General features: G+C 47.3%; 22 protein-coding genes. 10 read left to right on the plus strand and 12 right to left on the minus strand.

Annotated elements, in window-relative coordinates:
* The first annotated feature begins 13 nt into the window (after window positions 1-13).
* From BMW79_RS23365 to BMW79_RS23380, 4 genes are all read left to right on the plus strand, one after another.
* Entirely contained in the window at window positions 14-3,181 is a 3,168-nt protein-coding gene (locus BMW79_RS23365; RefSeq protein ID WP_089898614.1) for an efflux RND transporter permease subunit, read from the plus strand.
* A complete protein-coding gene (locus tag BMW79_RS23370; protein WP_089898616.1) occupies window positions 3,174-4,607 on the plus strand; it encodes a TolC family protein in 1,434 nt (477 codons plus the stop codon). The genes BMW79_RS23365 and BMW79_RS23370 overlap by 8 nt, the downstream gene beginning before the upstream one ends.
* A gap of 90 nt (window positions 4,608-4,697) precedes the next feature.
* Window positions 4,698-5,537: a helix-turn-helix domain-containing protein gene (locus BMW79_RS23375; RefSeq protein WP_089898619.1), complete on the plus strand. Its 840-nt coding sequence runs from the start codon at window positions 4,698-4,700 to the stop codon at window positions 5,535-5,537.
* A 79-nt stretch (window positions 5,538-5,616) separates the two neighbouring features.
* A complete protein-coding gene (locus tag BMW79_RS23380) occupies window positions 5,617-6,234 on the plus strand; it encodes a class I SAM-dependent methyltransferase (protein ID WP_089898621.1) in 618 nt (205 codons plus the stop codon).
* Between the two features lie 7 nt (window positions 6,235-6,241).
* On the opposite strand, the gene pdxR is transcribed toward BMW79_RS23380, so the two are convergent.
* Window positions 6,242-7,714 (minus strand): MocR-like pyridoxine biosynthesis transcription factor PdxR, encoded by a 1,473-nt coding sequence (gene pdxR, locus BMW79_RS23385; RefSeq protein ID WP_089898623.1) that lies wholly within the window; start codon window positions 7,712-7,714, stop codon window positions 6,242-6,244.
* 169 nt (window positions 7,715-7,883) lie between these two features.
* Here pdxR and BMW79_RS23390 point away from each other — a divergent pair, with 169 nt between their 5' ends.
* Window positions 7,884-8,327 (plus strand): GNAT family N-acetyltransferase, encoded by a 444-nt coding sequence (locus tag BMW79_RS23390; RefSeq protein WP_089898625.1) that lies wholly within the window; start codon window positions 7,884-7,886, stop codon window positions 8,325-8,327.
* A 57-nt stretch (window positions 8,328-8,384) separates the two neighbouring features.
* On the opposite strand, the gene BMW79_RS23395 is transcribed toward BMW79_RS23390, so the two are convergent.
* Window positions 8,385-9,308 (minus strand): bestrophin family protein, encoded by a 924-nt coding sequence (locus tag BMW79_RS23395; protein WP_089898627.1) that lies wholly within the window; start codon window positions 9,306-9,308, stop codon window positions 8,385-8,387.
* 130 nt (window positions 9,309-9,438) lie between these two features.
* Here BMW79_RS23395 and BMW79_RS23400 point away from each other — a divergent pair, with 130 nt between their 5' ends.
* On the plus strand, window positions 9,439-10,386 hold the full coding sequence (locus tag BMW79_RS23400; RefSeq protein ID WP_089898629.1) for a Dyp-type peroxidase: 948 nt from the start codon (window positions 9,439-9,441) through the stop codon (window positions 10,384-10,386).
* A 66-nt stretch (window positions 10,387-10,452) separates the two neighbouring features.
* Here the strand turns inward: BMW79_RS23400 and BMW79_RS23405 are convergent, their stop codons facing one another.
* Window positions 10,453-10,797: an immunity 51 family protein gene (locus BMW79_RS23405; protein ID WP_089898631.1), complete on the minus strand. Its 345-nt coding sequence runs from the start codon at window positions 10,795-10,797 to the stop codon at window positions 10,453-10,455.
* Between the two features lie 105 nt (window positions 10,798-10,902).
* Between BMW79_RS23405 and BMW79_RS23410 the strand changes: the two genes are divergently transcribed.
* Both BMW79_RS23410 and BMW79_RS23415 read left to right on the plus strand, forming a co-directional pair.
* Window positions 10,903-11,535: an ankyrin repeat domain-containing protein gene (locus BMW79_RS23410; RefSeq protein ID WP_089898633.1), complete on the plus strand. Its 633-nt coding sequence runs from the start codon at window positions 10,903-10,905 to the stop codon at window positions 11,533-11,535.
* A gap of 139 nt (window positions 11,536-11,674) precedes the next feature.
* Window positions 11,675-14,119 (plus strand): outer membrane beta-barrel family protein, encoded by a 2,445-nt coding sequence (locus BMW79_RS23415; protein ID WP_089898636.1) that lies wholly within the window; start codon window positions 11,675-11,677, stop codon window positions 14,117-14,119.
* A gap of 39 nt (window positions 14,120-14,158) precedes the next feature.
* Here BMW79_RS23415 and BMW79_RS23420 read toward each other — a convergent pair whose 3' ends face one another.
* Entirely contained in the window at window positions 14,159-15,106 is a 948-nt protein-coding gene (locus BMW79_RS23420; RefSeq protein ID WP_089898638.1) for an NAD-dependent epimerase/dehydratase family protein, read from the minus strand.
* A 113-nt stretch (window positions 15,107-15,219) separates the two neighbouring features.
* Between BMW79_RS23420 and BMW79_RS23425 the strand changes: the two genes are divergently transcribed.
* Window positions 15,220-15,981, plus strand: coding sequence for a hypothetical protein (locus tag BMW79_RS23425; RefSeq protein ID WP_089898640.1), 762 nt, complete (start codon window positions 15,220-15,222; stop codon window positions 15,979-15,981).
* A 156-nt stretch (window positions 15,982-16,137) separates the two neighbouring features.
* On the opposite strand, the gene BMW79_RS23430 is transcribed toward BMW79_RS23425, so the two are convergent.
* From BMW79_RS23430 to BMW79_RS33980, 7 genes are all read right to left on the minus strand, one after another.
* Complete coding sequence (locus tag BMW79_RS23430) at window positions 16,138-17,448, minus strand: HlyD family secretion protein (protein WP_089898642.1); 1,311 nt, start codon at window positions 17,446-17,448, stop codon at window positions 16,138-16,140.
* Complete coding sequence (locus BMW79_RS23435) at window positions 17,438-19,645, minus strand: peptidase domain-containing ABC transporter (RefSeq protein ID WP_218150422.1); 2,208 nt, start codon at window positions 19,643-19,645, stop codon at window positions 17,438-17,440. The genes BMW79_RS23430 and BMW79_RS23435 overlap by 11 nt, the downstream gene beginning before the upstream one ends.
* Before the next feature lies 1 nt (window position 19,646).
* A complete protein-coding gene (gene gwsS, locus BMW79_RS23440) occupies window positions 19,647-20,717 on the minus strand; it encodes a grasp-with-spasm system SPASM domain peptide maturase (protein ID WP_089898644.1) in 1,071 nt (356 codons plus the stop codon).
* Window positions 20,718-20,719: 2 nt separating this feature from the next.
* Entirely contained in the window at window positions 20,720-20,902 is a 183-nt protein-coding gene (locus BMW79_RS23445) for a hypothetical protein (protein ID WP_089898646.1), read from the minus strand.
* A complete protein-coding gene (gene gwsG / locus BMW79_RS23450; RefSeq protein ID WP_089898648.1) occupies window positions 20,880-21,854 on the minus strand; it encodes a grasp-with-spasm system ATP-grasp peptide maturase in 975 nt (324 codons plus the stop codon). The genes BMW79_RS23445 and gwsG overlap by 23 nt, the downstream gene beginning before the upstream one ends.
* Window positions 21,855-21,944: 90 nt before the next feature.
* Window positions 21,945-22,130, minus strand: coding sequence for a hypothetical protein (locus BMW79_RS23455; RefSeq protein ID WP_089898650.1), 186 nt, complete (start codon window positions 22,128-22,130; stop codon window positions 21,945-21,947).
* A gap of 56 nt (window positions 22,131-22,186) precedes the next feature.
* Window positions 22,187-22,360, minus strand: a complete 174-nt coding sequence (locus tag BMW79_RS33980) for a hypothetical protein (RefSeq protein WP_177192301.1) — start codon at window positions 22,358-22,360, stop codon at window positions 22,187-22,189.
* Window positions 22,361-22,650: 290 nt separating this feature from the next.
* Between BMW79_RS33980 and BMW79_RS23460 the strand changes: the two genes are divergently transcribed.
* Window positions 22,651-24,459 (plus strand): amidohydrolase, encoded by a 1,809-nt coding sequence (locus tag BMW79_RS23460; RefSeq protein WP_089898653.1) that lies wholly within the window; start codon window positions 22,651-22,653, stop codon window positions 24,457-24,459.
* 69 nt (window positions 24,460-24,528) lie between these two features.
* On the opposite strand, the gene BMW79_RS23465 is transcribed toward BMW79_RS23460, so the two are convergent.
* Window positions 24,529-25,782, minus strand: coding sequence for a DUF4374 domain-containing protein (locus tag BMW79_RS23465; RefSeq protein WP_089898655.1), 1,254 nt, complete (start codon window positions 25,780-25,782; stop codon window positions 24,529-24,531).
* Window positions 25,783-25,792: the final 10 nt, after the last annotated feature.

Genomic DNA, 25,792 nt, shown 5'->3' on the forward strand with positions numbered 1-25,792 from the left:
ACAGAGTAGTGTAATGTTTAATAAATTTATACAGAGACCGGTACTGTCTATCGTAATCTCCCTCATCATCCTCTTCCTGGGTGTGCTGGCTATTACACAGTTACCGGTAACGCAATTCCCCTCCATCTCACCACCAAAGGTGAATGTGACTGCAGAATACCCGGGAGCCAACGGTGAACTGATGATCAAATCCGTGATCATTCCCCTGGAAAGAGCCATCAACGGCGTTCCCGGACTGAAATATATTGCCTCTGATGCCGGTAACGATGGAGAAGCCTCCATCCAGGTTGTATTTAACCTGGGCACCGATCCCAACCAGGCATCACTCAATGTGCAAAACCGCGTGGCATCGGTGGTGAATAAATTACCACCACTGGTTGTACGTGAAGGCGTGAAGATTACCCGCGAGGAATCCAATATGCTCATGTACATCAACCTGTACAGTGATGACCCGCAAACAGATCAGAAATTCCTTTTCAACTTTGCCGATATCAACATCTTACCGGAGCTGAAACGTGTGGATGGTGTGGGCTTTGCCGACATCCTCGGTAACCGCGAATACGCTATGAGGATCTGGCTGAAACCAGATCGTATGCTCGCTTACAAGATCTCTGCCGACGAAGTGATGAAAGCACTCGGAGAACAGAGCCTGGAAGCCTCTCCCGGCAAAACCGGTGAAAGCTCCGGTAAACGCTCACAGACCTTTGAATACGTACTGAAATATCCCGGCAGGTTCACCAGCAAGGAAGGATATGAAAACGTAATTTTAAGATCCAGCCCCAATGGGGAAATACTCCGCCTGAAAGACGTGGCCGATATTGAATTCGGCAGCTCCATGTATGATATCTATTCCAACCTGAACGGCAAACCTTCTGCCGCGATCGTGTTGAAACAATCATACGGCAGTAACGCCAGCCAGGTTATCAAGGACGTAAAAGCCAAAATGAAAGAGATCAAGGAAAACTCTTTCCCTAAAGGCATGAATTACGAAATCAGTTACGACGTCTCCAAATTCCTGGATGCCTCTATTGAAAAAGTAATTCATACCCTGGGTGAAGCCTTTATCCTGGTAGGTATCGTAGTGTTCCTGTTCCTGGGCGACTGGCGCTCCACCCTCATCCCGGCCATGGCTGTACCGGTATCGCTCGTAGGTACCTTTATGTTCATGCAGTTCTTTGGAATCACCCTCAACCTCATCACCCTGTTCGCTCTCGTACTGGCCATCGGTGTGGTAGTGGATGATGCCATCGTGGTGATTGAAGCGGTACACGCCAAAATGGAAGAAGAACATCTCTCCCCGCTCAAGGCCACTAAAAAAGCTATGCATGAAATCAGTGGCGCCATCATCGCCATCACTTTCTTAATGGCTGCGGTATTCATTCCGGTGGCATTTATGTCCGGCCCCGTAGGGATTTTCTACCGCCAGTTCTCCATTACCATGGCAACGGCTATTATTCTATCGGGTGTGGTGGCATTGACCCTCACACCGGCACTTTGTGCCATGATCCTGAAGAATAATCACGGAAAACAAAAGAAGAAAAACGGGTTGGATAAATTCCTGGATGGGTTTAACAATGCCTTCAACCGCACCTCCGGAAAATACCAGAAAATACTGGGCTCCATCGTGAGCAGACGGTCACTCACTTTTATTGTACTCCTTGCTTTCTGCGCCGGCACCTGGTTCCTGAACAACAATGTTCCTTCCGGGTTCATCCCCAACGAAGACCAGGGTATGTTCTACGCCATCATTCAAACGCCTCCGGGATCTTCCCTGGAAAGGACCAACCAGATAGCGGAAAAACTGCAAAAAGTAGCAGAAGGAATTGAAGGTGTGCAATCCGTATCTTCTCTCGCAGGTTATGAAATCCTGACAGAAGGAACCGGTTCCAACTCCGGTACCTGTCTGATTAACCTGAAAAGCTGGGAAGACCGGAAACATTCTGTCCAGGAAATCATCAGTGAACTGGAAGAGAAATCGAAAGATATTACCGGAGCTACCATTGAATTCTTCCAACCGCCCGCCGTACCGGGTTATGGCGCCGCAGGTGGTTTCGAATTACGACTGCTCGACAAAGCCGGTTCCGGTGATTATAAGAAGATGGAAACGGTGAGCAAGGACTTTGTAAAAGAACTGAGCAAACGCAAGGAACTGTCTTCCGTATTCAGCTTTTACAGCGCCAGCTTTCCGCAATATATGCTGCGGGTGGATAACGACATCGCCCAGCAAAAAGGCGTGAGCATTGATAATGCGATGAACACCCTTTCTACATTAGTGGGAAGTAACTATGAAATCAGCTTTATCAAATTTGACCGCCAGTATAAAGTAATTGTACAGGCATCACCGCAGTACCGCGCCTTGCCGGATGATATCCTGAAGCTGTATGTAAAAAACGACCGCGACGAGATGGTGCCTTTCTCTGCTTTCATGAAAATGGAAAAAGTGTATGGCCTGTCGGAAATCACGCGGCACAACATGTACAACGCTTCTGAAATCAGTGGCGCCGCCGCTCCCGGATACAGTAGCGGTGAGGCTATCAAGGTAATCAATGAGGTAGCTAAAAAGAGCCTGCCACGCGGGTTTGGTATCGACTGGGCAGGTATCTCCAAAGATGAAGTAGCACAGGGCAACCAGGCTATTTACATCTTCCTGATCTGTCTTGGTTTCGTATACCTGATCCTCGCCGCACAATATGAAAGCTTCATCCTGCCACTGGCAGTAATCCTTTCCCTGCCTCCGGGCATATTCGGCGCCTTCTTCCTGCTGAAAGCACTGGGACTGGAAAACAATATCTACGCACAGGTAGCTATGGTGATGCTCATTGGTTTGCTCGGTAAAAACGCCGTATTGATCGTAGAATTTGCCGTACAGAAACACCGCGCAGGAGAATCGGTACTAAAGGCTGCCATGGAAGGTTCAAAGGTAAGGTTCCGGCCTATCCTCATGACCTCCTTTGCCTTTATTGCAGGTTTGATTCCGTTGGTGCTGGCCTCCGGACCGGGTGCGCTGGGTAACAAAACAATCGGTACAGCTGCTGCCGGCGGTATGCTTTTCGGAACCATTTTCGGGGTGTTGATCATACCCGGATTGTACTACATATTCGGCAAACTGGCAGAAGGGCATGCCCTTGTAAAAGATGAAGAAGAGAATCCATTAACCGAAGAAATTGATCACAATGTATAAATTCAGGATACAACACGGCATTGGTGTGCTGAGCATCTGCCTGGCTATCGCCAGTTGTAAAGTGCCGGCCATACTGCCATCCGCTGAAAACAAGGCTATTCCCGGATCCTACGACAACAGCCAGGACACTACCAACGCTTCCGCAGTTGAATGGCGCAGGTTCTTTACCGATAAAAACCTGGTAGCCCTGATTGATACCGCTCTGAAAAATAACCAGGAGCTGCTCATTACCCTCCAGGAAATAGCAGTTGCGAAAAATGATATCCGGCTCAGACATTCAGCTTTACTGCCTTCTGTAAGCGCCCGCGCAGGCGCCGGCGTAGAAAAAGTAGGCCGGTATACCAGTCAGGGTGCAGGTGATGCCTCCACAGAAATTACCCCCGGCAAAGAAATGCCCGACCCGCTGGGCGACTTTACCGTAGGTGCTTACGCCACCTGGGAAGCCGATATCTGGAAGAAACTGCACAACGCCAAAAAAGCGGCCGTTACCAGGTACCTGTCGACCATAGAGGGTAAAAACTTTGTACTCACCAACCTGATCGCAGAAGTAGCTAATTCCTACTATGAATTGCTGGCGCTGGATAATCAGCTGAGCATCGTAAAACAAAACATCGAACTGCAAAAAAATGCACTCGATATTGTAAAGGTGCAGAAGGAAGCCACCCGCGCAACGGAACTGGCAGTACAAAAATTCCAGGCGGAAGTATTAAAGTCACAAAGCCTCGAATTCGATATTCTCCAGGATATTAAAGAAACGGAGAATAAGATCAATTTCCTGCTGGGACGTTATCCGCAGGAAATTATCCGCGATCAGAACAGCTTCACCAATTCGTTGCCGGCAACTGTCAATACCGGTATCCCTTCGCAATTGCTGGCCAATCGCCCGGATATCAAAAAAGCAGAACTGGAATTAACAGCCGCCAAACTGGATGTGAAAGTAGCCCGCGCAGAGTTTTATCCTTCCCTGGGTATTTCTGCAGGAGTAGGATTCCAGGCCTTCAAGCCCTCCTATCTCTTCCGGTTACCAGAGTCGCTGCTGTATTCACTTGCGGGTGATCTGGCCGGACCATTGATCAACAGGGCTGCTATCAAAGCAGAATTCAGCAATGCCAGTTCCCGGCAGCTGCAGGCAATGTACAACTACGAGCGTACCATTTTAAATGCGTATTTCGAAGTGTCCAATGAGCTGTCCAGCATCAGCAACCTGGAAAAGAGCTACAGCCTCAAATCACAACAGGTGGATGCCCTTACCCGGTCGATCGAAATTTCGAACGACCTGTTCAAGTCCGCCCGTGCCGATTACCTGGAAGTACTCATGACACAGCGCGATGCACTGGAATCCAAACTGGAACTGATAGAAACCAAAAAACAACAACTGAACGCAGTCATCAATATTTATAGAAATCTTGGTGGCGGCTGGAAGTAAGACGTGAAATAGCAATGAGCGCCGGTAATGTGATTGCCGGCGCTTTTTTTGTGCCCTGTGCTATTTAACAGAATAAAGTATTTTGCACTAATGGAAAAGATCCCGGTAAGATACATGGAGGCAGAACGTCCGGACCAGGCTGCGGCGTTCAGCATAAGGGACCTGCGTGGGTTGCTTGCGGGGAAAGACATGGTGCAGCCACTTCACCGGCATGAGTTTTTTTACCTGCTGATACTGAAACAGGGAAGCGGCCATCATGAAATAGATTTTATCTCCTACCCCGTAGAGGCGCATAGCGTGTACCTGATGCGGCCGGGGCAGGTACATCAGCTCACCCTGAAAGCAGGAGCTGCAGGCTACCTGATCGCCTTCCATCCTCATTTCTATTATCAGCACGACCAGCTGTTGCGGAAAGTCAGCAGCAATAACTATTACCAGCTGGCGGAAGACAGCTGTAAAAAGATATGGACGTTGCTAACGTATATTTCCGATGAATATATTGCAAAGGCCGACAGATACCAGGAGGCCATCAGGGCCCAGCTAACGGTGTTCTTTATTGAACTCGCGCGTCAGCACAGCAGGCAATTACCGGATCATGTAAACGCTTATGCACAGGAACGACTGGAGGAGTTATATGACCTGTTCAAAACACATATCGCAACTCATAAACAGGTATCGCAATATGCCGCACTGCTGCATCTTTCTTCCTATCAGCTGAATGCCGTTACGAAAGCGACAGTCGGTAAACCCTGTTCTGCACTCATCAATGAATATATTATCCTGGAAGCTAAAAGACACCTGCTGGCCACCGCCAACCAGGTAGCTGCTATCGCAGATCAGCTGGGCTATGAAGATGTGTCTTATTTTATCCGTTTCTTTAAAAAACATACCGGGCATTCCCCCGAAGTATTCAGGACCCGTTTTAAATAAGTGCGATTAAACTACAACTTTGTCCTATCACCCGGCTGTATGGAAGCGATATTTTTGTATCCACTAAAACAACCACCTTATGAACCAGAAATGGGACGAAAGATACAGCGACCAGGAGTTTGCCTACGGCAAAATGCCCAATCTCTTCTTTAAAGAATGGCTGCCCTCATTTAGCCCGGGCACCATCCTGATGGCCGCCGACGGCGAAGGCCGTAATGGCGTGTTTGCCGCTGCACAGGGATGGAACGTGACTTCCTTCGACCTGAGTAAAGAAGGGCAATCCAAGGCACTACAATTGGCCCGGGAGCAGCAGGTTACCCTGGAATATATTGTAGGAGACCTGGAACAACTCAGCTTCGAAAAAGAAACGTTCGACGCCATCGGGCTTATCTATGCACATTTTGATGCGGAAAAGAAATCCTTGTTTCACCGGAAACTGGATAGCTGCCTGAAAGCCGGCGGCATTATCCTGCTGGAAGCGTTCAGCAAAAAACACCTGCATTTTAATAGCGCCGATCCACGGATCGGAGGACCTAAAGACATTGACATGTTGTATTCGAGAGAGGAAATACAGGCCGATTTTGAAAATTACGAAATATTGCTACTGGAAGAAACCCAGGTCACGCTGAATGAAGGAAAATACCATATAGGCGAAGGTGCAGTGGTGCGGTTTATAGGTAGAAAGAAGCGGGTTTAACAGCACATTATTTTGTTTTATATCCATGATATACACTGCTCATGATCTTTATCCCCCCGGCTAGTTCCTGTTCATTTAACGAGCCGTATCCAAGCCGCATAAAATCACCAGGGTGTTGGTCCAGGTAGAAACTACCGGGTGGAACGATCTGAATACCCTTTTGCTTCAGTTGTGCGATGTACTTTGTGAAATTTACCCGCTTCTGAAATTGTATCCAACATGCGAGTCCGCCTTCCGGACTACGAAAGCGGACGCTTTCGCCAAAGTGTTCCTTCAAACAACTTTCCATCACATCTCTTCTTTCTTTATACACTGCCGATGCTTTGCGGGCATGTCGTCCAATGGTACCGTCTTCCATCAGTTCTGCAATAGCATGTTCGAGGATAGCATCCCCTTGCCGGTCAATCTGCACCCGTAAATTGACCAGCGATTGCATAAATGCGGCTGGCCCCTTAATATAGCCAACCCTGATAGCCGGCGCAATCAACTTGCTAAGCGAACTGATATAGATCACATTTGCGGCCATCTCGCTGCTCGCCAGCGCCAGGTTGTTGCCTGCGCCAAAATGAAATTCATGATCATAATCGTCTTCAATAATGGCAAAACTATACTTAAGAGATAATTCGAGTAATCTTATTCTTCGGCCAGCCTTCATGGAAACCGTTGTAGGAAATTGATGATGAGGCGTTACATATACGGCTTTAATTTTTGTTTTTCGGCACAACGCTTCCAGTGCGTCCACATCAATACCATCGGAGTCAACATCAATGGCCCTCAATTGTGCGCCGGCTTCCAGGAACAGCTTTCGCGCCGCATAATACCCGGGATTTTCTACTACCACCTTATCTCCCGGCTGCACAAGCACCCTTGCAGCCAGATAAATCGCCATCTGACTTCCTCTTGTGATACAAATGTCATTCACATTTGCATGAACACCTCTGTCCCGTGAAAGCATAATGGCTACCTCTTCCCGGAGTTTTACATCTCCCCTTTCACTGCCGTAACCCAGTAGTCTCCATTTACCATGACGATGGAATACCCGTTTGTAGGCGGCCGACAATTCTTTAAGTGGCGCCAGCCTGGCATCGGGAGCCCCCTCATTAAAAACAATCAGGTTAGCTTCCAATGGCCGGTCGGTAAGGCAAAAAGGATCATAATGGTTAAAGGCAAAATTGCTTGTCTTTTGTCTGAATAACGGTGTGACACTTCTCTTTATCACCGGCAAATTTTCCGATACAAAAGTGCCCGATTTGTGTTTGCTTTCCAGCCAGCCTTCCGCAATAAGTGCTTCGTAGGCAAAAACAACCGTTTTCCTGTTTACACCGATATCGGCGGCCAGTATACGACTACCGGGCAAAGCAGCTCCCCGTTCCAATCTCCCTTTAATAATTTCATTCCTGATCCCGTCAGTAATCTGTTCTACCAGCGTATCTCCCGGTTTGAATGACATTTTGAAAATGGTCTTCCATGGTCTTAACATCTGCCTGGCTTTATTTAGGTATTGGATACAGCAATTCTCAAAATTAGTTCATTTAGAGGTAGTACCAGCGGGCATTAAAAAAATCTGGCCCTATAAATTTCTACAAACTGGATGAATATAGTCATCCATAAACATAACACCTTTGTGCCTCATAAAAACACATGACCATATGCAACAGATCGAAGTAGCCACACTGGACCATTTAAATGAATTTGCCGTATTGTTCGACCAATATCGCGTTTTTTACAGGCAGCTGTCCGATGTCGAAAGAGGAAAAGCCTTCTTAAAAGAAAGGATTACCAGGAATGAAACGGTTACCTTCCTGATCAGAGACAATGGGCAGTTAGCTGGTTTTGCCCAGTTATATTCCCTATTCCATTATAAAGCACTCCAACGCCAATGGCTACTGAGTGATTTATATGTGGCCCCTGCACACCGGGGACGTGGGCTTTCCATTGCCCTGATTGACCGCTGCAAACAATACTGCAATGAAACTGAAGCCTGTGGCTTATTATTGGAAACAGAGAAAACAAATGACATTGGTAACCGTCTATACCCCAGATGTGGATTTGAATTAGATGAAAATCATAATTACTACAACTGGTGGAAATAGACCGCTACAAACCAGGGGCTGAAAGATAAAGGCGGGCAGTAGAAAGAAGCAGGAGCATCAATCTATAAAAAACGAAGTCACCGGCTGATAGGGCGCCTGTGGAATACCTGCCTGCTCAAAAATCGAGTATTCAATGGTTTTACAAATGCTATTCAGCGGCAGGTCGTTTTCTTCTTCCCCAAAAGGCTCCGCTATTTCCTGGATGATAGCATCCAATGCGATAAAGGTATAACTGATTAACAGTACGATAACCGGCATCATCCAACCTAAACTGTCAATCAAACCAAAAGGTAAACAGAAGCAATAGAAGTAAACCGTACGATGTAACAACACGCTGTATGCAAAAGGCAGCGGCGTGTTGGAAATCCTTTCGCAGCCGCCCACCACCTGGGATAACAGGTTGAGCTGATGATCCAGGGCGGTTAAAACGATGGTATCAATGTGTTTCTTTTGGTGCTGTTCGCTGATCCACTCTCCTATAAATCCTAAAATGGCAACAGGAATAAAACGCTTGCCTTTCAGCTGATCTACCTGTTCTGCTGTTAGTAAGCGGGAAAGATGTTCTGTACCCGGTTTGTTTCTCAACTGGAAATTCAGGGACCAGCAGAAGGCGGCAATCATCCGGATAATACTTTCTTTCTCTGCTTTGGATGCCGGGGAATTATCATTTACCAGGGTGAGGATCTGCCTTGTCAACGACCGGGTTTCAATCACCAGGGAGCCCCATAACTTCCGGCCTTCCCAATAACGGTCATAACTGGCAGTATTGCAAAAGCCCATGAAAATAGCCAGTGCAAGGCCTATTAAGGTAAAAATGGTAGGATTAAGCGGCACCTTGTACTCATATATTTTTCCTTTGAGGAACAGGATGACCAGGGAGAACACGGTAATCACCAGCAACTGCACAACGATCTTTTTCACCACAGATCCTTTCCAGATAAATAACATCCTCAACCAATTAGTGCGCTGTCTCGTGATCATTTGCTATGAAATATTATTTTACAAAAAACGGCTTTTTTCCTGGCAGATGCAAAAACTACCCCTTAGTTTTTGATTCATGGAAGAATATAACTGAAATCACTACTTTTGAAAGTACGAAAAGCTATTTAACATGAGCAGAGCAACGCCGCCATCCCCACAGAACGTTACCGACTACCCCAACAACAATACTATTTTCACCGTCTGGAAGTTTAAAGAAGGAGCAGCGATCAAACCTGCTTTCGAACGACTGTGCGGACTGGTAGCCAATCTCAATCATTCCTTTATCATCCGGACGCCCGACGGGCGTGCCAGTTGCGTGATGGGAGTAGGCTATGATGCCTGGATTAAATTAGCTTTACCACAGCCCCTTCCAAAAGAACTGAAAAACTTCGAACCGGTAGCAGGTGCAAAACATACTGCTGTGGCCACGCCGGGCGATCTGCACTTTCATTTGCGCTCCACGCATATGTCCATCTGCTTTGATATGATCAGCGCTATTGCAGACGTGTTACTCCCGGTGGCCGATTGCCTGGACGAAGTGCATGGCTTTAGATATTGGGATGGTCGCTCCATCCTTGGCTTTGTGGATGGTACTGAAAATCCGATCGGCAACGACCGCGACTACTACGCCATTGTAGGGGAAGAAGATCCGGCGTATAAGGGAGGCAGTTATCTTTTTGTGCAGAAATACCTGCATCATATGGGCAACTGGGCTAAGCTCTCCACCGAAGAACAGGAAAAAGTAATTGGCCGCTACAAAGCCAGTGATATTGAAATGCCCGACGATGTAAAGCCAGATAATTCACACAGCGCCCTGGCCGCCCTGGAAGATGAACTGGGCAATGAGCTGAAAATAGTAAGGGATAACATGCCCTTTGGCAACCCCGGTAAAAATGAAGTGGGCACTTATTTCATTGCCTACGCCAGCACTTTCAGCACCACGCACAAAATGCTGGAACGGATGTTTATCGGTGTACCGGCGGGCAACTACGACCGGATACTGGATTTCAGCACCGCGCATACCGGCACTCTTTATTTTGTGCCGTCTATGAATATTTTAGACCAGTATACCGCCTGAATACCGAAAATATAAAAGGCTTCAAAACAGTGATGTTTTGAAGCCCCTATTTTTATCTTGATATACCTAATCCAGCTCCGCCCTTGAAAACAGGTCCTGTATCTGGGCATCGTCTTCACAAGCCAGCTTAAATGCCAGGATAAATTGTTTCAACGCTTCACTGTCTGAGGAATACGCACAAAACATACTTCCTTCCGGGTCAAATTTCACGATGCCTTCCAGCTCCGGCATCTTCTCAGATAAAAATACGGCGGCCAGGGAACCCCAATCATAGCCACTTCCCTCGAATCCGTCGTCGGACCTGGTTTCGAAAATTTCATTCTTATAGTCGCCTACGCTTAAACAAACAGAAACGCTTTTTTCATGATCCACCCAGAAAAAGGGTTTTATTGATTCTTCAAAACTGCTCATACATTTTCTTTTATGTGTAACTTTAAAAATAAGGAATTTTGAATGGAAAGCGATATTCAAAATGAATACCTTACATCTGTGCACCCGTAACTTCAAAAACATGTTATGAAAACACTGATCATGAATAAGGATTATGAGGGAATTAAAAACGCCCTTTCCCAAAACCCTGCATTAGCCAATGAAGGCATTCCCTTCGATGAAGAGAATCCCACGAAAGCCCATCCCCTGCACCGGATTTGCGATGGCGTATTTGCACATAGTTTTGCAGATGAAGAAGGCGTTGAAATGGCCCGTATTTTCTTACGCTATGGCGCCAATGTAAATGGCGATGGCTTAAACTATCAGCAGGACACACCCCTTACTGCTGCCGCCAGCTTACACGCAGAACAGGTGGGCCTGCTGTATATTGAAAACGGCGCAGACATCGCTCATGCGGGATGCCATGGCGGAACAGCCTTACATTGGGCCGCCTGGACAGGGAGAGATCAACTGGTGGAAAAACTCATCCATGAAAAAGCAGACATCCATCAACGATGTGATACATTTAAAGGCACTCCCCTCCTGTGGGCCGTACATGGATATAAATACGGAGGCGCTGAAAACAGGCATCACCAGGTAGCATGCGTAAAGTTATTACTGGCAGCCGGCGCCGATAAATCTACTCCCAATATAGATGGCACCCCGCCGTTTGGTTTCCTGGATGAACAGGATACGGAACTGATCGACCTGTTGAAGTAAAGAAGATCCGATTATGTTATGACTGCTATCTGATCAACATCACTAGAAATTTCCAATTCCATAAATCTTTTTCCCGTTTTCGAAAACAACATACCGGCTTTTCGGGGCAACTTGCGCTTTTACCTTATTCCGACTGGCCATGCTGAACTTACGACGCGTATACCCGATCATACTGACGATCCTTTTGATATTTCCTCTCTTCCTGTTAGCCCAGCAACAGCCATCAGGAAAAAATGCCGTTACCGGTACCGTAAAGGACGAGGGAGGTAAACCCGTACCTTACGCCACGCTGGGCATACTCAAAGAAGACGGTACACAGGCGGGCGCAGCTTACTCCGGCGAAGATGGAACCTTCCAGATAAAAATTGCGGAAACCGGCAGTTATGTACTCGTCATCTCTTCCGTAGGTTTTAATACTACCCCTTTTCCTTTCGTGCTAACGACAGAGAAACGCAGCCACCATTTCACCGGTATACAGTTGCCGGCCAGCACCAGCCAGCTGAAAGCAGTAGATATTGTATCCCGCAAACAACTGATAGAACAAAAGCCGGGTATGCTGGTGTACAATGCGGAAAACGATATCAGCAATAAAGGCGGCACTGCGGCAGACGTACTCCGGAAAGCACCCGCCCTGAACGTAGACCCACAAGGTAATGTAACAATGCGGGGCAGCGGCAGCCTCAAAATACTGATCAATGGTAAATACTCCGGGCAGATCGCACGAAGCCCGGCAGACGCCCTGAATATGATGCCGGCCGATATTATCCGCTCCGTGGAAATTATCACCAACCCATCCGCCAAATACGATGCAGAAGGCGCCGCAGGCGTTATCAATATCATTACGAAACAAGGCAAACAAAACCTGAGCGGCGCACTCGAAGTAACCGCCAGCAACTGGGAACAGGCATTTAATCCCCGCATTTCCATGGCGCGTGATAAATGGAATATGAGCTTTCACGGACACCTGCACCGCCTGCGCAGCAAATCCAGTAACTCACTGGAAAGAACGTCTCTGAAAGATGGACAACCACAACTCAAACTGCAGCAGTATACACTGAAAGATAACGTGATGCCGCATAGTTCCGCAGAACTGAACATCGGCTATACACCCAACCAGCGCAACGAATTCAGCTTCGGCGTCAATGCCTGGCTGGGCAACTGGCCGGAAAACACGGATCAAACCAGCACCCTGCTATCTCCGGATGGCACGGTGACCGACAAATACAACCAGTCCGTAAATACTACAGCAAAGTTCAAAGGAGCTGATTTCAGTCTTGGTTACACTACGAAGTTCAAAAAAAGCGGCCAGGAACTCACACTGCTGGCACAGTTCTCCCCTTCCACAGATCGTTCCTCCTATACCACCGACCAGTTTGGCAGTGGCCAGAAACTACGCTACAGGGAACTGAATAAAAGCCATACCGCCAACCAGGAATGGACCTTCCAGGCAGATTATAACCATCCGCTCGATGCAAATGGCAAATACCTGCTGGAAAGCGGTCTGAAATCCATTCTGAGAAGCGCCAACAATACCTATAACGTATGGGCCAGCGAAGATGCACAGCCGGAAAATACCCTGCCACAGCCAGATCGTTCGGATATATTCGTATATCAACAGAACGTGATGGCCGGCTATACTTTGCTCAAGATGAACCTGTCGGAGGCCTGGTACGTGGAAGCCGGCGCCAGAGGGGAAGGCACCTGGCTGAATGGTCACTTCAGAACAGCGGGCACCCGCTTTGAGAACAACTTCTTCAACTTTGTGCCAACAGCTACCATTACCCGGAAGCTGCCCAAAGATCAGACGCTCACACTCAGTTATACCAAACGTATCACCCGGCCATATATCTGGGACCTCAATCCCAATGCGAATGCCAGCGATCCACGGAACATCGTTACCGGCAACCCGCAATTACAACCGGAGCTGGTACACCAGGGTGAACTGACTTACAGTCTTAACCACAGCAATGGCCTGTTCATCAATACCTCCCTGTTCTTCAAACAAACACAGGATGGCATCATCGATTTCACGACCACAGATCAGCAGGGTATTTCTACTACTTCCAAACAGAACCTGGCAGGCAACCGCCAGTTTGGAACGAATATCAGTATCTCGTTTAAAGTAACACCGGAATGGAGCGTGAACAGCAACCAGAACATCAATTACCTGCGCTACAACAGCGGCCCGCTGCTGACGGTAAACAACGGCTGGGGAGCAGATGTAAACGTGAATACCACCTATAAACTACCGGCAGATTTTTCGGTACAACTATTTGGCGAGGTAACTTCCCGCTCTATCACCCTGCAGGGATATAAAACCTCCAGGTACTACTATAGCGCCGCCGTGAAAAAAGCATTCCCTGCTAACCGGATGATGGTAACCCTCGCCGCTATCAATCCTTTCAACAGTTCTATCGGACAAATTGAAGTGATGAATACCAGCAGCTTTGCATCCAGCGTGAACAACCGCTACTTTTCACAGGCCGCTAAACTTACCTTCAATTGGGAGTTTGGTAAAATGTTTGAACAGAAGGATAAGAAAAAGATCAGTAATGATGATGTAAATACGCTGCCCAAAGGATAAGCAGCTATTGCATATACATAAAAAAACAGCAGCAAGTCCTTACCGGCTTGCTGCTGTTTTTTGTACCTGTTCCGCTTTAATGATCGCCATACCTTGCTGGTAAGTGGTTACCTTAAAGCCGGGAAAACGCTGTTTGAATCCGGAAGAATCAAATATATTATTATGCGCATACCGGGGAAGCAGCTCCTGTAGTTCCTTTAGCCTCTTATTAAAAAGTGCGCCCAGTTGCAGCATCCACTTCTTCTCAATGTTGTATTTCAGTTCTCTCCCATAAATACGGGAAGCCTCCGCAATAAACTGCCGGTAAGTAAGCCGGTTATCATCACAGGGCAGATGCCAGGTCTGATTGAAAGCATCTGGTGTATTGCCGATCAGGGCAGTAGCCCTGCTGGCATCCGGTGTCCAGATCAATGTTCTTAAAGTATCGTCCCGTAATAATACTTTAAGCGTTTTCCCCCTGGCGATATTATCAAAGATCAATGAATTCGTAATGCTTTGCGTGTTTCCCGGCCCGTAAAATTCCGGTGCGCGGCATATAACGGCATCTATGGAATTAGCCGCTATCTCTGCCAGCAGCATCTCCGCCATGGCGCCTCTCACCTGCCCCTTCTTTCCCACCGGGCGGAAGGGGGATGATTCCGTTAACGGATTATCATCCTGCGGATACATATAGGTATTGTCAAAGAACACCAGCTTTGCACGATGTTGCTTGCAGGCGTTGATGACATTGCGCATGATAATGGGAAATTGCGCTACCCAGCGCGCTGTATCCATAGGGAGTCCTACGGTGAGATAGACAATATCACTGCCTTCCACCGCTTTTGCGGTCAATGCCGCATCCATGAGATCTGCGGGAAAAAGTGTATCCGTTTCGTTTACCTTCTCCGGATGCCGGCTCACCAGCCTGATATCTGCGGTGTAGTTACGTTTCAGTTCCAGAGCCAGTTCCCGGGCAATCTGACCATTTGCGCCTAATATTGTCTGCATGTTTTGGATATGATAAAGCCTGCAAAGTTTCCTGATCTTTCAAAGAAAGTTTTACAAAGATAATCCTCCTTATGGAATTACACATTTGCTGCGTCTTATACCCAAAGTTCCACATGCGCCTCCTACTCCTACTTTCAGGTATCCTGTTTTCCACCATCAAAGGATACGCCCAATCGCCTTCTATACATGTACTGGTAGCGCTTTGCGACAACAAATACCAGGGCATCGTAAAAGTACCTGCCAGGATCGGCAATGGACAGGACCCGGCGAATAACCTCTACTGGGGCTGCGGATACGGTGTAAAAACGTTTCTCAAAAAACAGCCGGAGTGGCAATTCATCAAACAGATTCCCCATCCGCAAAATAATATCTACGAGCGCCTCATTTTCAGACACAAAAGCACATCCGTTTATCTTGTTGCAGATGCGTATGATGGCGCTAAAATGAAAGAAACCATCGCCACCTTTATGCAGTATGCTGCGGGGTTACAGCAAGAAACTATCCCGGTAGATAAGGATACCATACGAGTGGGCGGCAATGCGGGACTAATTGTATTTATAGGCCATAACGGGTTAATGGATTTCACACCGGCTTCCACTCCCCGGAAAGCAGATCAGCAACGCAGAGACATTGCTATTTTCGCCTGCGCCAGCAAACCTTACTTTGCGGAAGCCATCCGTCAAACAGGGGCCTATCCCCTGATCTGGACCACCCACCTCATGTCGCCGGAGGCGTATACCCTGGTTCCACTGATTAATGGCTGGGTAAAACAGGAAAAACCAGCGGTGATTTATGAGCAGGTAGCGCAGGCCTATCACCAATATCAAAAATGCGGGATAAAAGGAGCCAGAAAGTTATTTGCAACCGGCTGGTAACCAATAAAAATACATGACAAATGTATAGGCAATTGTCAGGTAAGCCCTATCCAAGCCCTATGTCCCCGCCATCTGAGCGCCCTATAAGCGCTACCTGTAAGAGAGGGCTTATCTATCGGTTACCTGTGTTTGATTTATAAAAGCACTACGGCAATATTATACGGCTGCATCAAAGCGCAACAGCTTTCTCAGCTGGTAAAATACCCTTTCTATCAATCGCAGGTCCTGTGTCACTACTTCTGCATTGCCTTTTAACTCTCTGTCGAACGGAAGGGTTCTGTGAAAGGAAGTTTGCAGGCCTTTAGGGAGTATCACATTCACATAGTAATTGCCGTCTTTATCCGGTGCATTGGCAATATTCTTTATCCGTCCTTCCACCATACCGAATTCCTGGTAAGGATAGTTGTCCAGCTTCACCAGTACTTTCTGGCCTTCTTTCACTTTGCCGGAATTGGTGGTGGGCACCAGTAAGCGACCTATGAGCATGTTCTTATCATCCGGCATCACCGACAGTAATATATCTCCCGACTTTACAAACTGGTTCTTCCCGAGGAATTGCTGGAAGCTCACCACACCCGCTACAGCCGATGTCAGGAGATAGTTCTGTTCCCAGGCGTTGAGCGACTTTCTTAACTGTTCAAAAAGCTGCCCGGTCTGCGCGCTCAGATTGATCTTATCTTTCTCTGCGTTGATGGTTACGCCACTCCTGGTTTTTTCAATACTCAGGATGCTTTCCTGCAACTGCGAAATAGTAAGATTGATGTTCTCCAGGTTCTGCCCTGCCTGCAAAAATTTGATACGTTCCTGGCTCATTTCTGCGGCGGACACCACTCTTTCTTTAAACAGTTCCTGGTACCGGTCGAACTCTCTTTTTGACAACTCATACTTCGTCTGTTCCAGGCTTTTCTGCTGTTGCAGGGTACGGATCCTGCTGCGTGACTCCGCAAGGCTCCTGTCTGCCGCCGCATAATCCGGCGAATACGGCTGCAAACGCGCATACAGCTGCTCGTCTGTCAGCGCCTTGGCAAAGGCATTGTAATCGGCCTGAATATCGCCGAGTTTAAAGGCGGCGACTTCGCCCAGCGGGAAATGCGTCAGGCCGCCGTTGTCCACGGAGTCCACCAGACGCCGCAACCGGATCACATCGTGGTAGTCGGCTGTAGATTGCAACACCATCAGCAATTGATTTTTGGCAACCGCCTGATGGTCTTCCACCAGTATTTCTTCTACCTTGGTATTGATCCTCGCTTCCAGCTTCTCCGGCGGATTACTGGAAGATATGATCACAGTAGATGGCACAAACTCCGGGTACCTGATCACGTAACTCATGCCCAGGATAAGGAGCAGGATGAGAAATATGATCGTATTCCCCCAGCGCACCATCCAGTTTGGTGGCTGCGTCAGGATATCCTGCACTCCTTCCGAATGCAGCTGAATAGTGTCGAGTATTTCCTTTTTAGTTTCCAAGTTCAAGTTGATTTTTAACGAGCCTGTAATATTCCCTGCGGAGCGATACCAGTTCATCATGCGTACCTTCCTCTACTACTTTTCCTTTATCCAGTACAATGATCTTGTCTGCGTTTTTTACAGTAGATAACCGGTGAGCAATGATCACCGCCGTTTTTCCTTTTAGGAATTGTTCGAGGTTACCCATGATCGCCTTTTCCGTATTGGCATCCAAAGCGCTGGTAGCCTCATCAAAAAAGATATACTCCGGTGCTTTATACACCGCCCTGGCAATGAAAAGCCGCTGTTTCTGTCCGCCGCTGATCCCAATCCCCTCATTGCCGATCTTTGAATTGTAGCTTAAAGGCAAACTTTCTACAAAGTCTTTGATACAGGCTACATCTACTGCTTTTCGGAGTTGCTGGCGATTAATATCGTCTATTCCTACCGCGATATTTTTGGCAATGGTATCATTGAACACATACCCCTCCTGCATCACCACGCCACACTGATCCCGCCAGTACCGCGCTGATATGTGCTGCAGCTGTGTATTCCCGATTTTAATCTCTCCCTCTACAGGATCATAAAATTTCATCAGCAGTTTCAGTAATGTAGTTTTACCACTACCACTGGCGCCTACGATGGCGGTGGTTTTACGATGCGGAATGCGCAGGCTCAGCTGCTCAAACACCGGTGTACCTGCTCCTACATACCGGAACGATACATTGTTCAGCAGGATATCTTCCTCCGGAACGTCTGTTACCGACTGCATACTGGCGCGTTCTTCATCATCTTTATCGTGGATCTCTCCGAGTCTTTCCAGTGATATTTTTGCATCCTGCAGCTGCTTAACAAAATCCATCAGCTGTAGCAACGGACCATTCAATTGCCCGATGATATACTGTACGGCCAGCATCATGCCCAACGTAAGATTGCCATCGAGTACCAGTTTAGCGGCAAGGAAACTGACAAAAATGTCTTTCGTCTGGTTAATGAAATTGGAACCCACCGACTGCCATTGTTCGAGCGATAATGCCTTGATATGGATCTTAAACAATTTCACCTGCATAAACTCCCAGCCCCAGCGCATCTGTTTCTCGGCATTGTGCATCTTTATTTCCTGCATCCCGTTTACCAGTTCAATTACCTTGCTCTGCTCCTGCGACACCTGTGAAAAACGTTTATAGTCCAGCTCCTTTCTCTTTTTCAGAAAGAAGGAAATCCATCCTACTGATAATGCGGCACCCAACAGGTAAATCAGGAACAGGCGATAATCATACAGCAACAGTACTACGCTGAAAATAACCAGGTTTACCACGGAGAACAGCGTATTGAGAGAAGAGTTGGTCAATAGTTGTTCTATCCGCTGGTGGTCATTGATGCGTTGCATGATGTCGCCGGTCATGCGTGTATCAAAATAGCTGATAGGGAGCTTCATCAGTTTGATAAAGAAGTCGGACACAATGGAAATATTGATCCGGCTGGAGAGGTGCAGCAGGATCCAGCTGCGGACTATTTCTATGCCCATTCTTCCTACAAACAGCATCACCTGTGCCAGTAGCACCAGGTAAATAAAGTTCAGGTCGTGATTCTGAATGCCGATATCTACAATACTCTGTGTAAGAAAAGGAAAGATCAGCGACAACAGGCTACCTGCCAGAAGACCAATGGCCAGCTGGGCGATCAGTTTTTTGTACCGGAAGAAATAAGTAAACAGGAAAGAGAAATCTTTCCTGCTACGCGGTGCAGCGGCTTCTGCTTCATTAAATGCGGGGCCGGGCTCCAGCATCAGCGCAATGCCTTCTTCATCCTTTTCGTTTTTACCGCGTCCTATCCAGCCATCGATAAATTCCTGCTGAGTATAGGTCAGCAATCCATAAGCCGGATCGGAGACATACACGGTGGTTTGTCCGCCGGTTTTCTTCAACTTATACACCACAACGAAATGCTGCTGCCCCCAATGACAGATACAGGGCAAAGGCGCATCTTCCACCAGGGTCAGGAAATCAATCTTCACGGCGAGCGACTTAAAACCCAATCCCTCTGCGGCGGCGGACAGTCCCAGCAGGGAGCTTCCTTCCCGCGTGGTTTCCGCCAGTGACCGGATCGTTTCAATATCCGTCAGTCTGCCGTAATGCTTACTGATGATCTTTATACAGGTAGGACCACAATCCTTCCCGTCCGGCTGCATATAAAAAGGGAATGCTTTCAGCTTCATATTATCTGATTGTCTTCTCCAGCCCATACAAGGCGATGGCAGATTGTTTCAAAGGATGCTCCGTCCAGTCTTCCCAGGTATTGGTATACGGATCGTATCCGCATTTCAGCGGCCTGGAATAAATATCCTGCGGGTCTTCCACATAAGCCCTGCAATCGGTGCATACATGTCTGAACTCACAGTCTTTGCACGTCGCTATTTCTTCTTTACGGATTTTTCCATACCGTTGAAAAGCCTGGTTGTCCAGTACTTCCTGCAATGCGGTGTGGTTCACGTGCCCGAAATGTTCGCGCATAGAAGGACAGTTTCTCACATATCCTGCTGCATCTATACTCAGTTTCCTGTTCAAACAGGTATTAAAGTGCTGGCTTTCCGTAAACAGTTCCATATTTGACACGAAATAGTTGCTGCGTATTTCACCGCAGCCCAGGCAGGAATTGATTGGCCGGGTAAAAAAGGTGACCGGTACGGTGCCTTCAAATATTTTCTCCTGCTTGTCTTCCGGTGCGGAATGTAACAAGAGCGACTTTACCGGGGGATAGGCTTTCACGAATTTGTCCATGGCTGGCAGGTCCAGAGCGTTGCTGTAGGGCAGTACCAGTTTGATGAATCGCATGGTGGTGCCATTAAATACATCCAGTAGTCCGCGGAGCTGATCAAGAGAGATGCTTTCATAGCACCTGATTTCGAGTCCCTGTATGTGCAGGTCGAAGAGCTGGCGAAAAAAAGCGCTGCTGTAATCGATGTTTTCGTTGTATTCAATAATAACGTTGGTAATATCTGAATACCGGTCCCAGCTGAGGTCCAGCGCGGTAAGCTCCGGGAGCAGCTGCTGATCTGTAAATCCCAGTTCTTTGCTGATGAGGAAATCCAGGTAGCCGGTAATGGCTTCGCGGTTGTCTTCCCCGTAATGCGCGATGCATTCCTCAATAGTGTGTTGTTGCAGGAACAGCAGCACTTCGGTGGTATCGTTGGGGAGATGATAAAATTTACGCATCTGCAGATCGCAGAGCAGCGACATACGGGCTCCTTTAACGAGGCGACAATTTGCGTATAGATGGAAGTATGTCATGATCAGAATTTGGAAATCACTTTATAAAAATTAAAAAGCTCGAATCCTTCGGAATTAATTTTTGGGGCTTTTTCAAACTTCAGGATAGGCCGGCTGGATAGCTGCTGCTGATCTTTCTCAAGGAAATACAGTGATAGCGGCAATCCTTTTTTCTCTTTCAGATTACTGACAAATTTCTTTTTCATGGGAATGCTGTTTACTGAGCCACTGGGCTAATTTCTTTTCCAGGTAATAGTTGCAGGGGTAAGACACCATGCCGAACTGGCCCTCGGGGTTTATTTCGAGGAAGTGGTAGTTCCCTTGCATGTCTACCATCAGATCGATGGAGCCGGTCTTAAAGCGTAATGACTTCATCAGCTGGTCCAGTTTTGATGCCAGGTCAGCGGGTAGTTGGTAAGGCACGGTCCTGTTGGGCCGCTGGTGATCATAGTTGCGGAAATCGTCTTTTGTTTTCCGGTTGTTCTGGGAAAAAATAGCCATGGAATAGCAGTCGCCGTCCAGGTAAAAAGTACGGATCTCAAACTTCTTGGTGATCTTTTCCTGTATCAGCGAAGGAAAGAATTGCTCCGGTACTGTTCGCAGGTTCTCTTTGCTGATCGTTTCCGTCAGCATTTTGTACCGTCCGCCTTCGGTATCTTCCAGAAAGATACATTCGCTGAGCGGCTTTACAATCAGTTCAGGATAGCTATCCAACAGTTGCGCGATAGCGGTTTTGGAGGTAACTACATCGGTGAAAGGCGTGTTGATGCCGCACTGACGGGCAAGTGCAAGCACATGTAGTTTATTGAGATAATCTTCGGAGATGGGGTCGTTCAGCCACTTGTGGCGGTCAATGGAATAGAAAAGAAAAGAGTGAAGTCCGTTGAATTCATCTACCAGGAAACGTTTCAGGGTATACTGGGTAGAGAAATCAGGTTGTTTAAGCGTGTATTTCGCAGGAAAGCTGCTGATCTTTCTCCGGTACCACACGGTGCTGACACCGGCATTGCCGGGCAGATCGCTGAGGTGTTGCAGCCGGAAGAGATCTTCCCCATTCAGCCGCAGGTAAGGAATCTGCAGGTGATGCAGCCACTGGCAAACATGGTCAGTGGTGCCTTCCAGGTGCGATTGACTTAATATGAGGATTTGCTGGGACATCTTATACAGTTAAGGACTTTTAGTAAGGACTGCCGGCAATTGCCAGCAGTCCGTTGGTTTTTCGGTTGTTAACAATGGCGAAAGAAGATATTACTTAGCATCTGGCTTGTGGTCGCACACGTAAACATCCGGACCGGAGTAGTGGGTTGGTGAGTGTACGGTAGTACCTGCAGCATCACCTGCTTCCAGTGAAAATTCCGCCAGCATGGCTCTGCCACCTTTGATGGTTTCCAGTGATTCTACTTTCTTTGCATTCAATTTTGTCAGCTTTTCCATAGTTTTTCTTTTTTAAATTTTTAGAGGTTTACTTTTTTTGGAAGGATCACTTAAGATCATTTAGGATCATTCCGGGTGTCGGTTACATAATGTTGACCATTCCAGGAGGCGTAGTTTTCCGTGGTTCTTTCCTGGTCGTCAACAGAGAATTCCATCAGGGCGAGTCTTCCGCCTTTTACTGTTTCTGGGGATGTTACCTTTTTGGTAACCAGTTTTTGTAACTGTTTCATGTGATTGAATGTTTAATCTGATGTAAAAGTAGCCGCTCCCAGATACACCCCGGGAGCCAAATATATATTTGAGTAGTTGCGGTCTATATTCGTCGTACTTGGGGAAATATTTGCAGCGGAGACTCCTGCCATTTGTGCTGAACATGGCCTTTACTAATAAGCAGACTTGCCTTCCGGCGCACTTATTGGAATTATAAGCACCTATCTACATATGCTATAAATTAATATATTATACCCATAAACATTTATACGCTCCGGGTGTTTTTATGGGCAAATAACCATTTACACTTATGAAAAAGTTTTCCCTCCTCTTGCTGCTTGCGGGTAGCTGTATTCTTTTTGCGCTTACCTCGTTTAAGAAAAATCCACGCCGTTTAATGCATGCAGATGTTTATTTAATGAATGGCCAGGTACTTACCATGAATGATGGTCCGGTCATTAAAAAAGCCAATATTGTATTGGTAGCCGGCACCATCTATTACGTTGGATTAAATGACCCGAGATCAGAAGGCGCTATCGTTGACGACCAAACGAAAAAAATTGATTGTACGAACAAGATCATCATGCCTGGCTTTATTGATGCCCACGCACACGTAGGCCAGTATGTAACCACTTACCTGGTGGCAGATCTCAGCGCCCCACCCTATGGGAATGTAGACAACATCGCCAGGCTGTTACAGGGACTCACCAATTTTAAAAACCAGAAGTACCCGTCACAGACACCACCGGTGATTATCGGCAACAACTATGATGATGCTTATCTCACCGGCAACAAACATCCTTCAAAAGACGACCTGGATAAGGTTTCCAAAGACTATCCCATTTATGTGGTGCATGTGAGCGGGCATATGGGCGTAGCAAATACTAAAATGCTGGAAATACTGGGGATTGATGATAATACAGATCCGCATAAATATCCCGGGGGCACCATCGTAAAAGAAAACGGACGGGTAACCGGCCTGCTGATGGAAAATGCCAATGTAGCCGCCATGGACAGCAGCACCAAGCTGTTGGTACCCACTACCAAACAGGGGCAGGCCGATTTTCAGAAGCAAATGCTACAAAATTTACTGGCAGCAGAAGGAGTATGGTTTCAGAACGGCGTTACTACGATCTGTGAAGGCCGCGCATTTGTACCACAATATGAACTGCTCAAAGCCGCCAATGACGCCAATATGCTGACAGGCGATTATATTGTACTGCCGGACTTTGATTCCTATAAAGATGCGCTGGCACAGTTCACACCCTTATATGGCAAATATAAAAAGCATCTGAAAGTAGGCGCCATCAAACTTACCTTCGACGGCTCCCCGCAGGGAAGAGATGCCTGCCTCACCTATCCGTATAAAAACCCACCGCTCGGTCAAACTACCGGCTATAGCGGCACCACCATCTATACAGATGAGCAGGCATTACAAAATGTAGCTTCCGTATTTAAAAACAACATGCCCGTGCATATCCACTGTAACGGCGATTCCGCTATCAAGCAAAGCATGGCCGTTTTTAATAAATTATACCAGGAAAAGAAAATCCCTGCTACACTTACAAAGAATGTGATTGTCCATAACCAGCTCATTACAGAAAAACAGCTGGATACTTACGTTACGCTGAAATCTGTATTAATGCCTACCTTCTTCCCTACGCATTGCTACTTATGGGGCAACTGGTATTTAAGCACGGTACTTCCTCCTGATAAAGCAAAATATATCAGTCCCTTAAAGGACGCGCAGGATAAAGGCATTGAATATACCATCCATACCGATTCTCCCGTAACACCACCAGACCTGATTACTGCGGTGTATGCAGCAGTTACCCGGAAAATGTACCAGCCCTATACCGATCCTGCTACCGGCAAGGTGACCACGATACTCGACAACCCGGCGCATCCGCAGGTGGTGAGCGCATACGAAGCATGGAAGGCCGTTACCATCAATGCGGCCGACCAATGGGGCGAAGCCGCCTTTAAAGGGAAACTGAAAGCCGGTTACAATGCCGATCTTGTGGTATTGGACAAAAATCCGCTGGACGTGGCCACAGATAAAAACATCAATGTGGTATATACTGTAAAATCAGGCAAAGTGGTATATACCAAAAAGTAATCTCTTTTAAATATAAAACCGGCGTCTCTTTCATGAAGAAACGCCGGTTTTACTCCTACTCAGTTCCGATTAGTAATTCAGTTTGGTGATAGACGTTACATCGCTGATACCCTGGAAGTAAACGCCTTGTTTTCCGCTGGCGCCCGCCACATCGATCACATAGAGGTATAATTTACCGCTGTCTTCCTTCATTACATAATAGGCGGTTTTCTTATCTGCATCTACATATACTTTCATATTGTAGCTCATCTGCGCATGTTCCGGCACACCGCTTACATAAGTCACCGTTTTCCTGAACACATCCACGATCGCCAGTTTCACGCGACCACCGCTTACGCCGCCGGTTTCGTTGGTGGCATAAATAGTCATGAGAAATTTGCCATCTGCAATATATTCGCCCCTGGCCAGTTTGGAACCGGTAGCGGCTTCAATATCAAAAAAGTAGCTCTGGTCAAATACTTCTGTATCCTTTTTTATACGGATGATAGCGGAATGTTTGGTAGATTTCAGCGTACCTGATCCTCCGGCGGTAGACCATGCGTATACGTCGCCGTCTTCTGTTTGTTGTACACCCTGCATACCAAACCAGTTACCGATAAAGCCGGTACGGCCATCACGGATCACTTTCTGGAAGGCCAGTTCCGGGTAAGAGAATACGGCTATCCAGGTACTGTCTACATACTTTGTATTTTGCCCGCTTACACCGGGTGTGCTGCTATAAGGCACATAAATTTTATTGCCTACCTGTGTAAGTCCGTTCCATACTGCCATTTCTTCGGTGCCCGTAATTTTCGCCAGGTCTACCGTGTTGCGGCCGGCTACTTTATTACCTACGGCATCGAAGCGATAGAGCGTAGCTACAGAACTTTCCTTACTGCGGTTAACGGAACCACCTACGTACGCATCTTTGTTTACCGTACCATAAATACCGGTAAACTCCGTATTGATAGCTGCCGCCGCTTTTACCAGTTTGCCATCTGCATCCAGTTTGTATGGAGTGGTGGGGCCCTGCGCTGCATATACAATTCCAAAGAGTTTGTTATCCTGGCGGATAAAGGAATAGGCTTCTGTTTCCACGCCAACGCCTGTGGTGGTGAGCGTACCTTTGGTGGCGTCTTCTACAGGCACAATATAGCGGCCGGCTTCTCCACCGGAACCATCGGTGTATACGACGAATACAAATTTTGATTTCGTAGTGCCGCCACCGTTACCACCGCCATTATCGGCTGGCTTGTCGTCTTTGCTGCAACCAGCACTGAAAATAGATACGGCAGACACACAAAGTCCCATGAGCAGCGTGCTGCTTTGTCTTTTAATGAACATCTTATTTAGA

This window comes from Chitinophaga arvensicola (assembly GCF_900110835.1).
Lineage (GTDB): Bacteria > Bacteroidota > Bacteroidia > Chitinophagales > Chitinophagaceae > Chitinophaga > Chitinophaga arvensicola.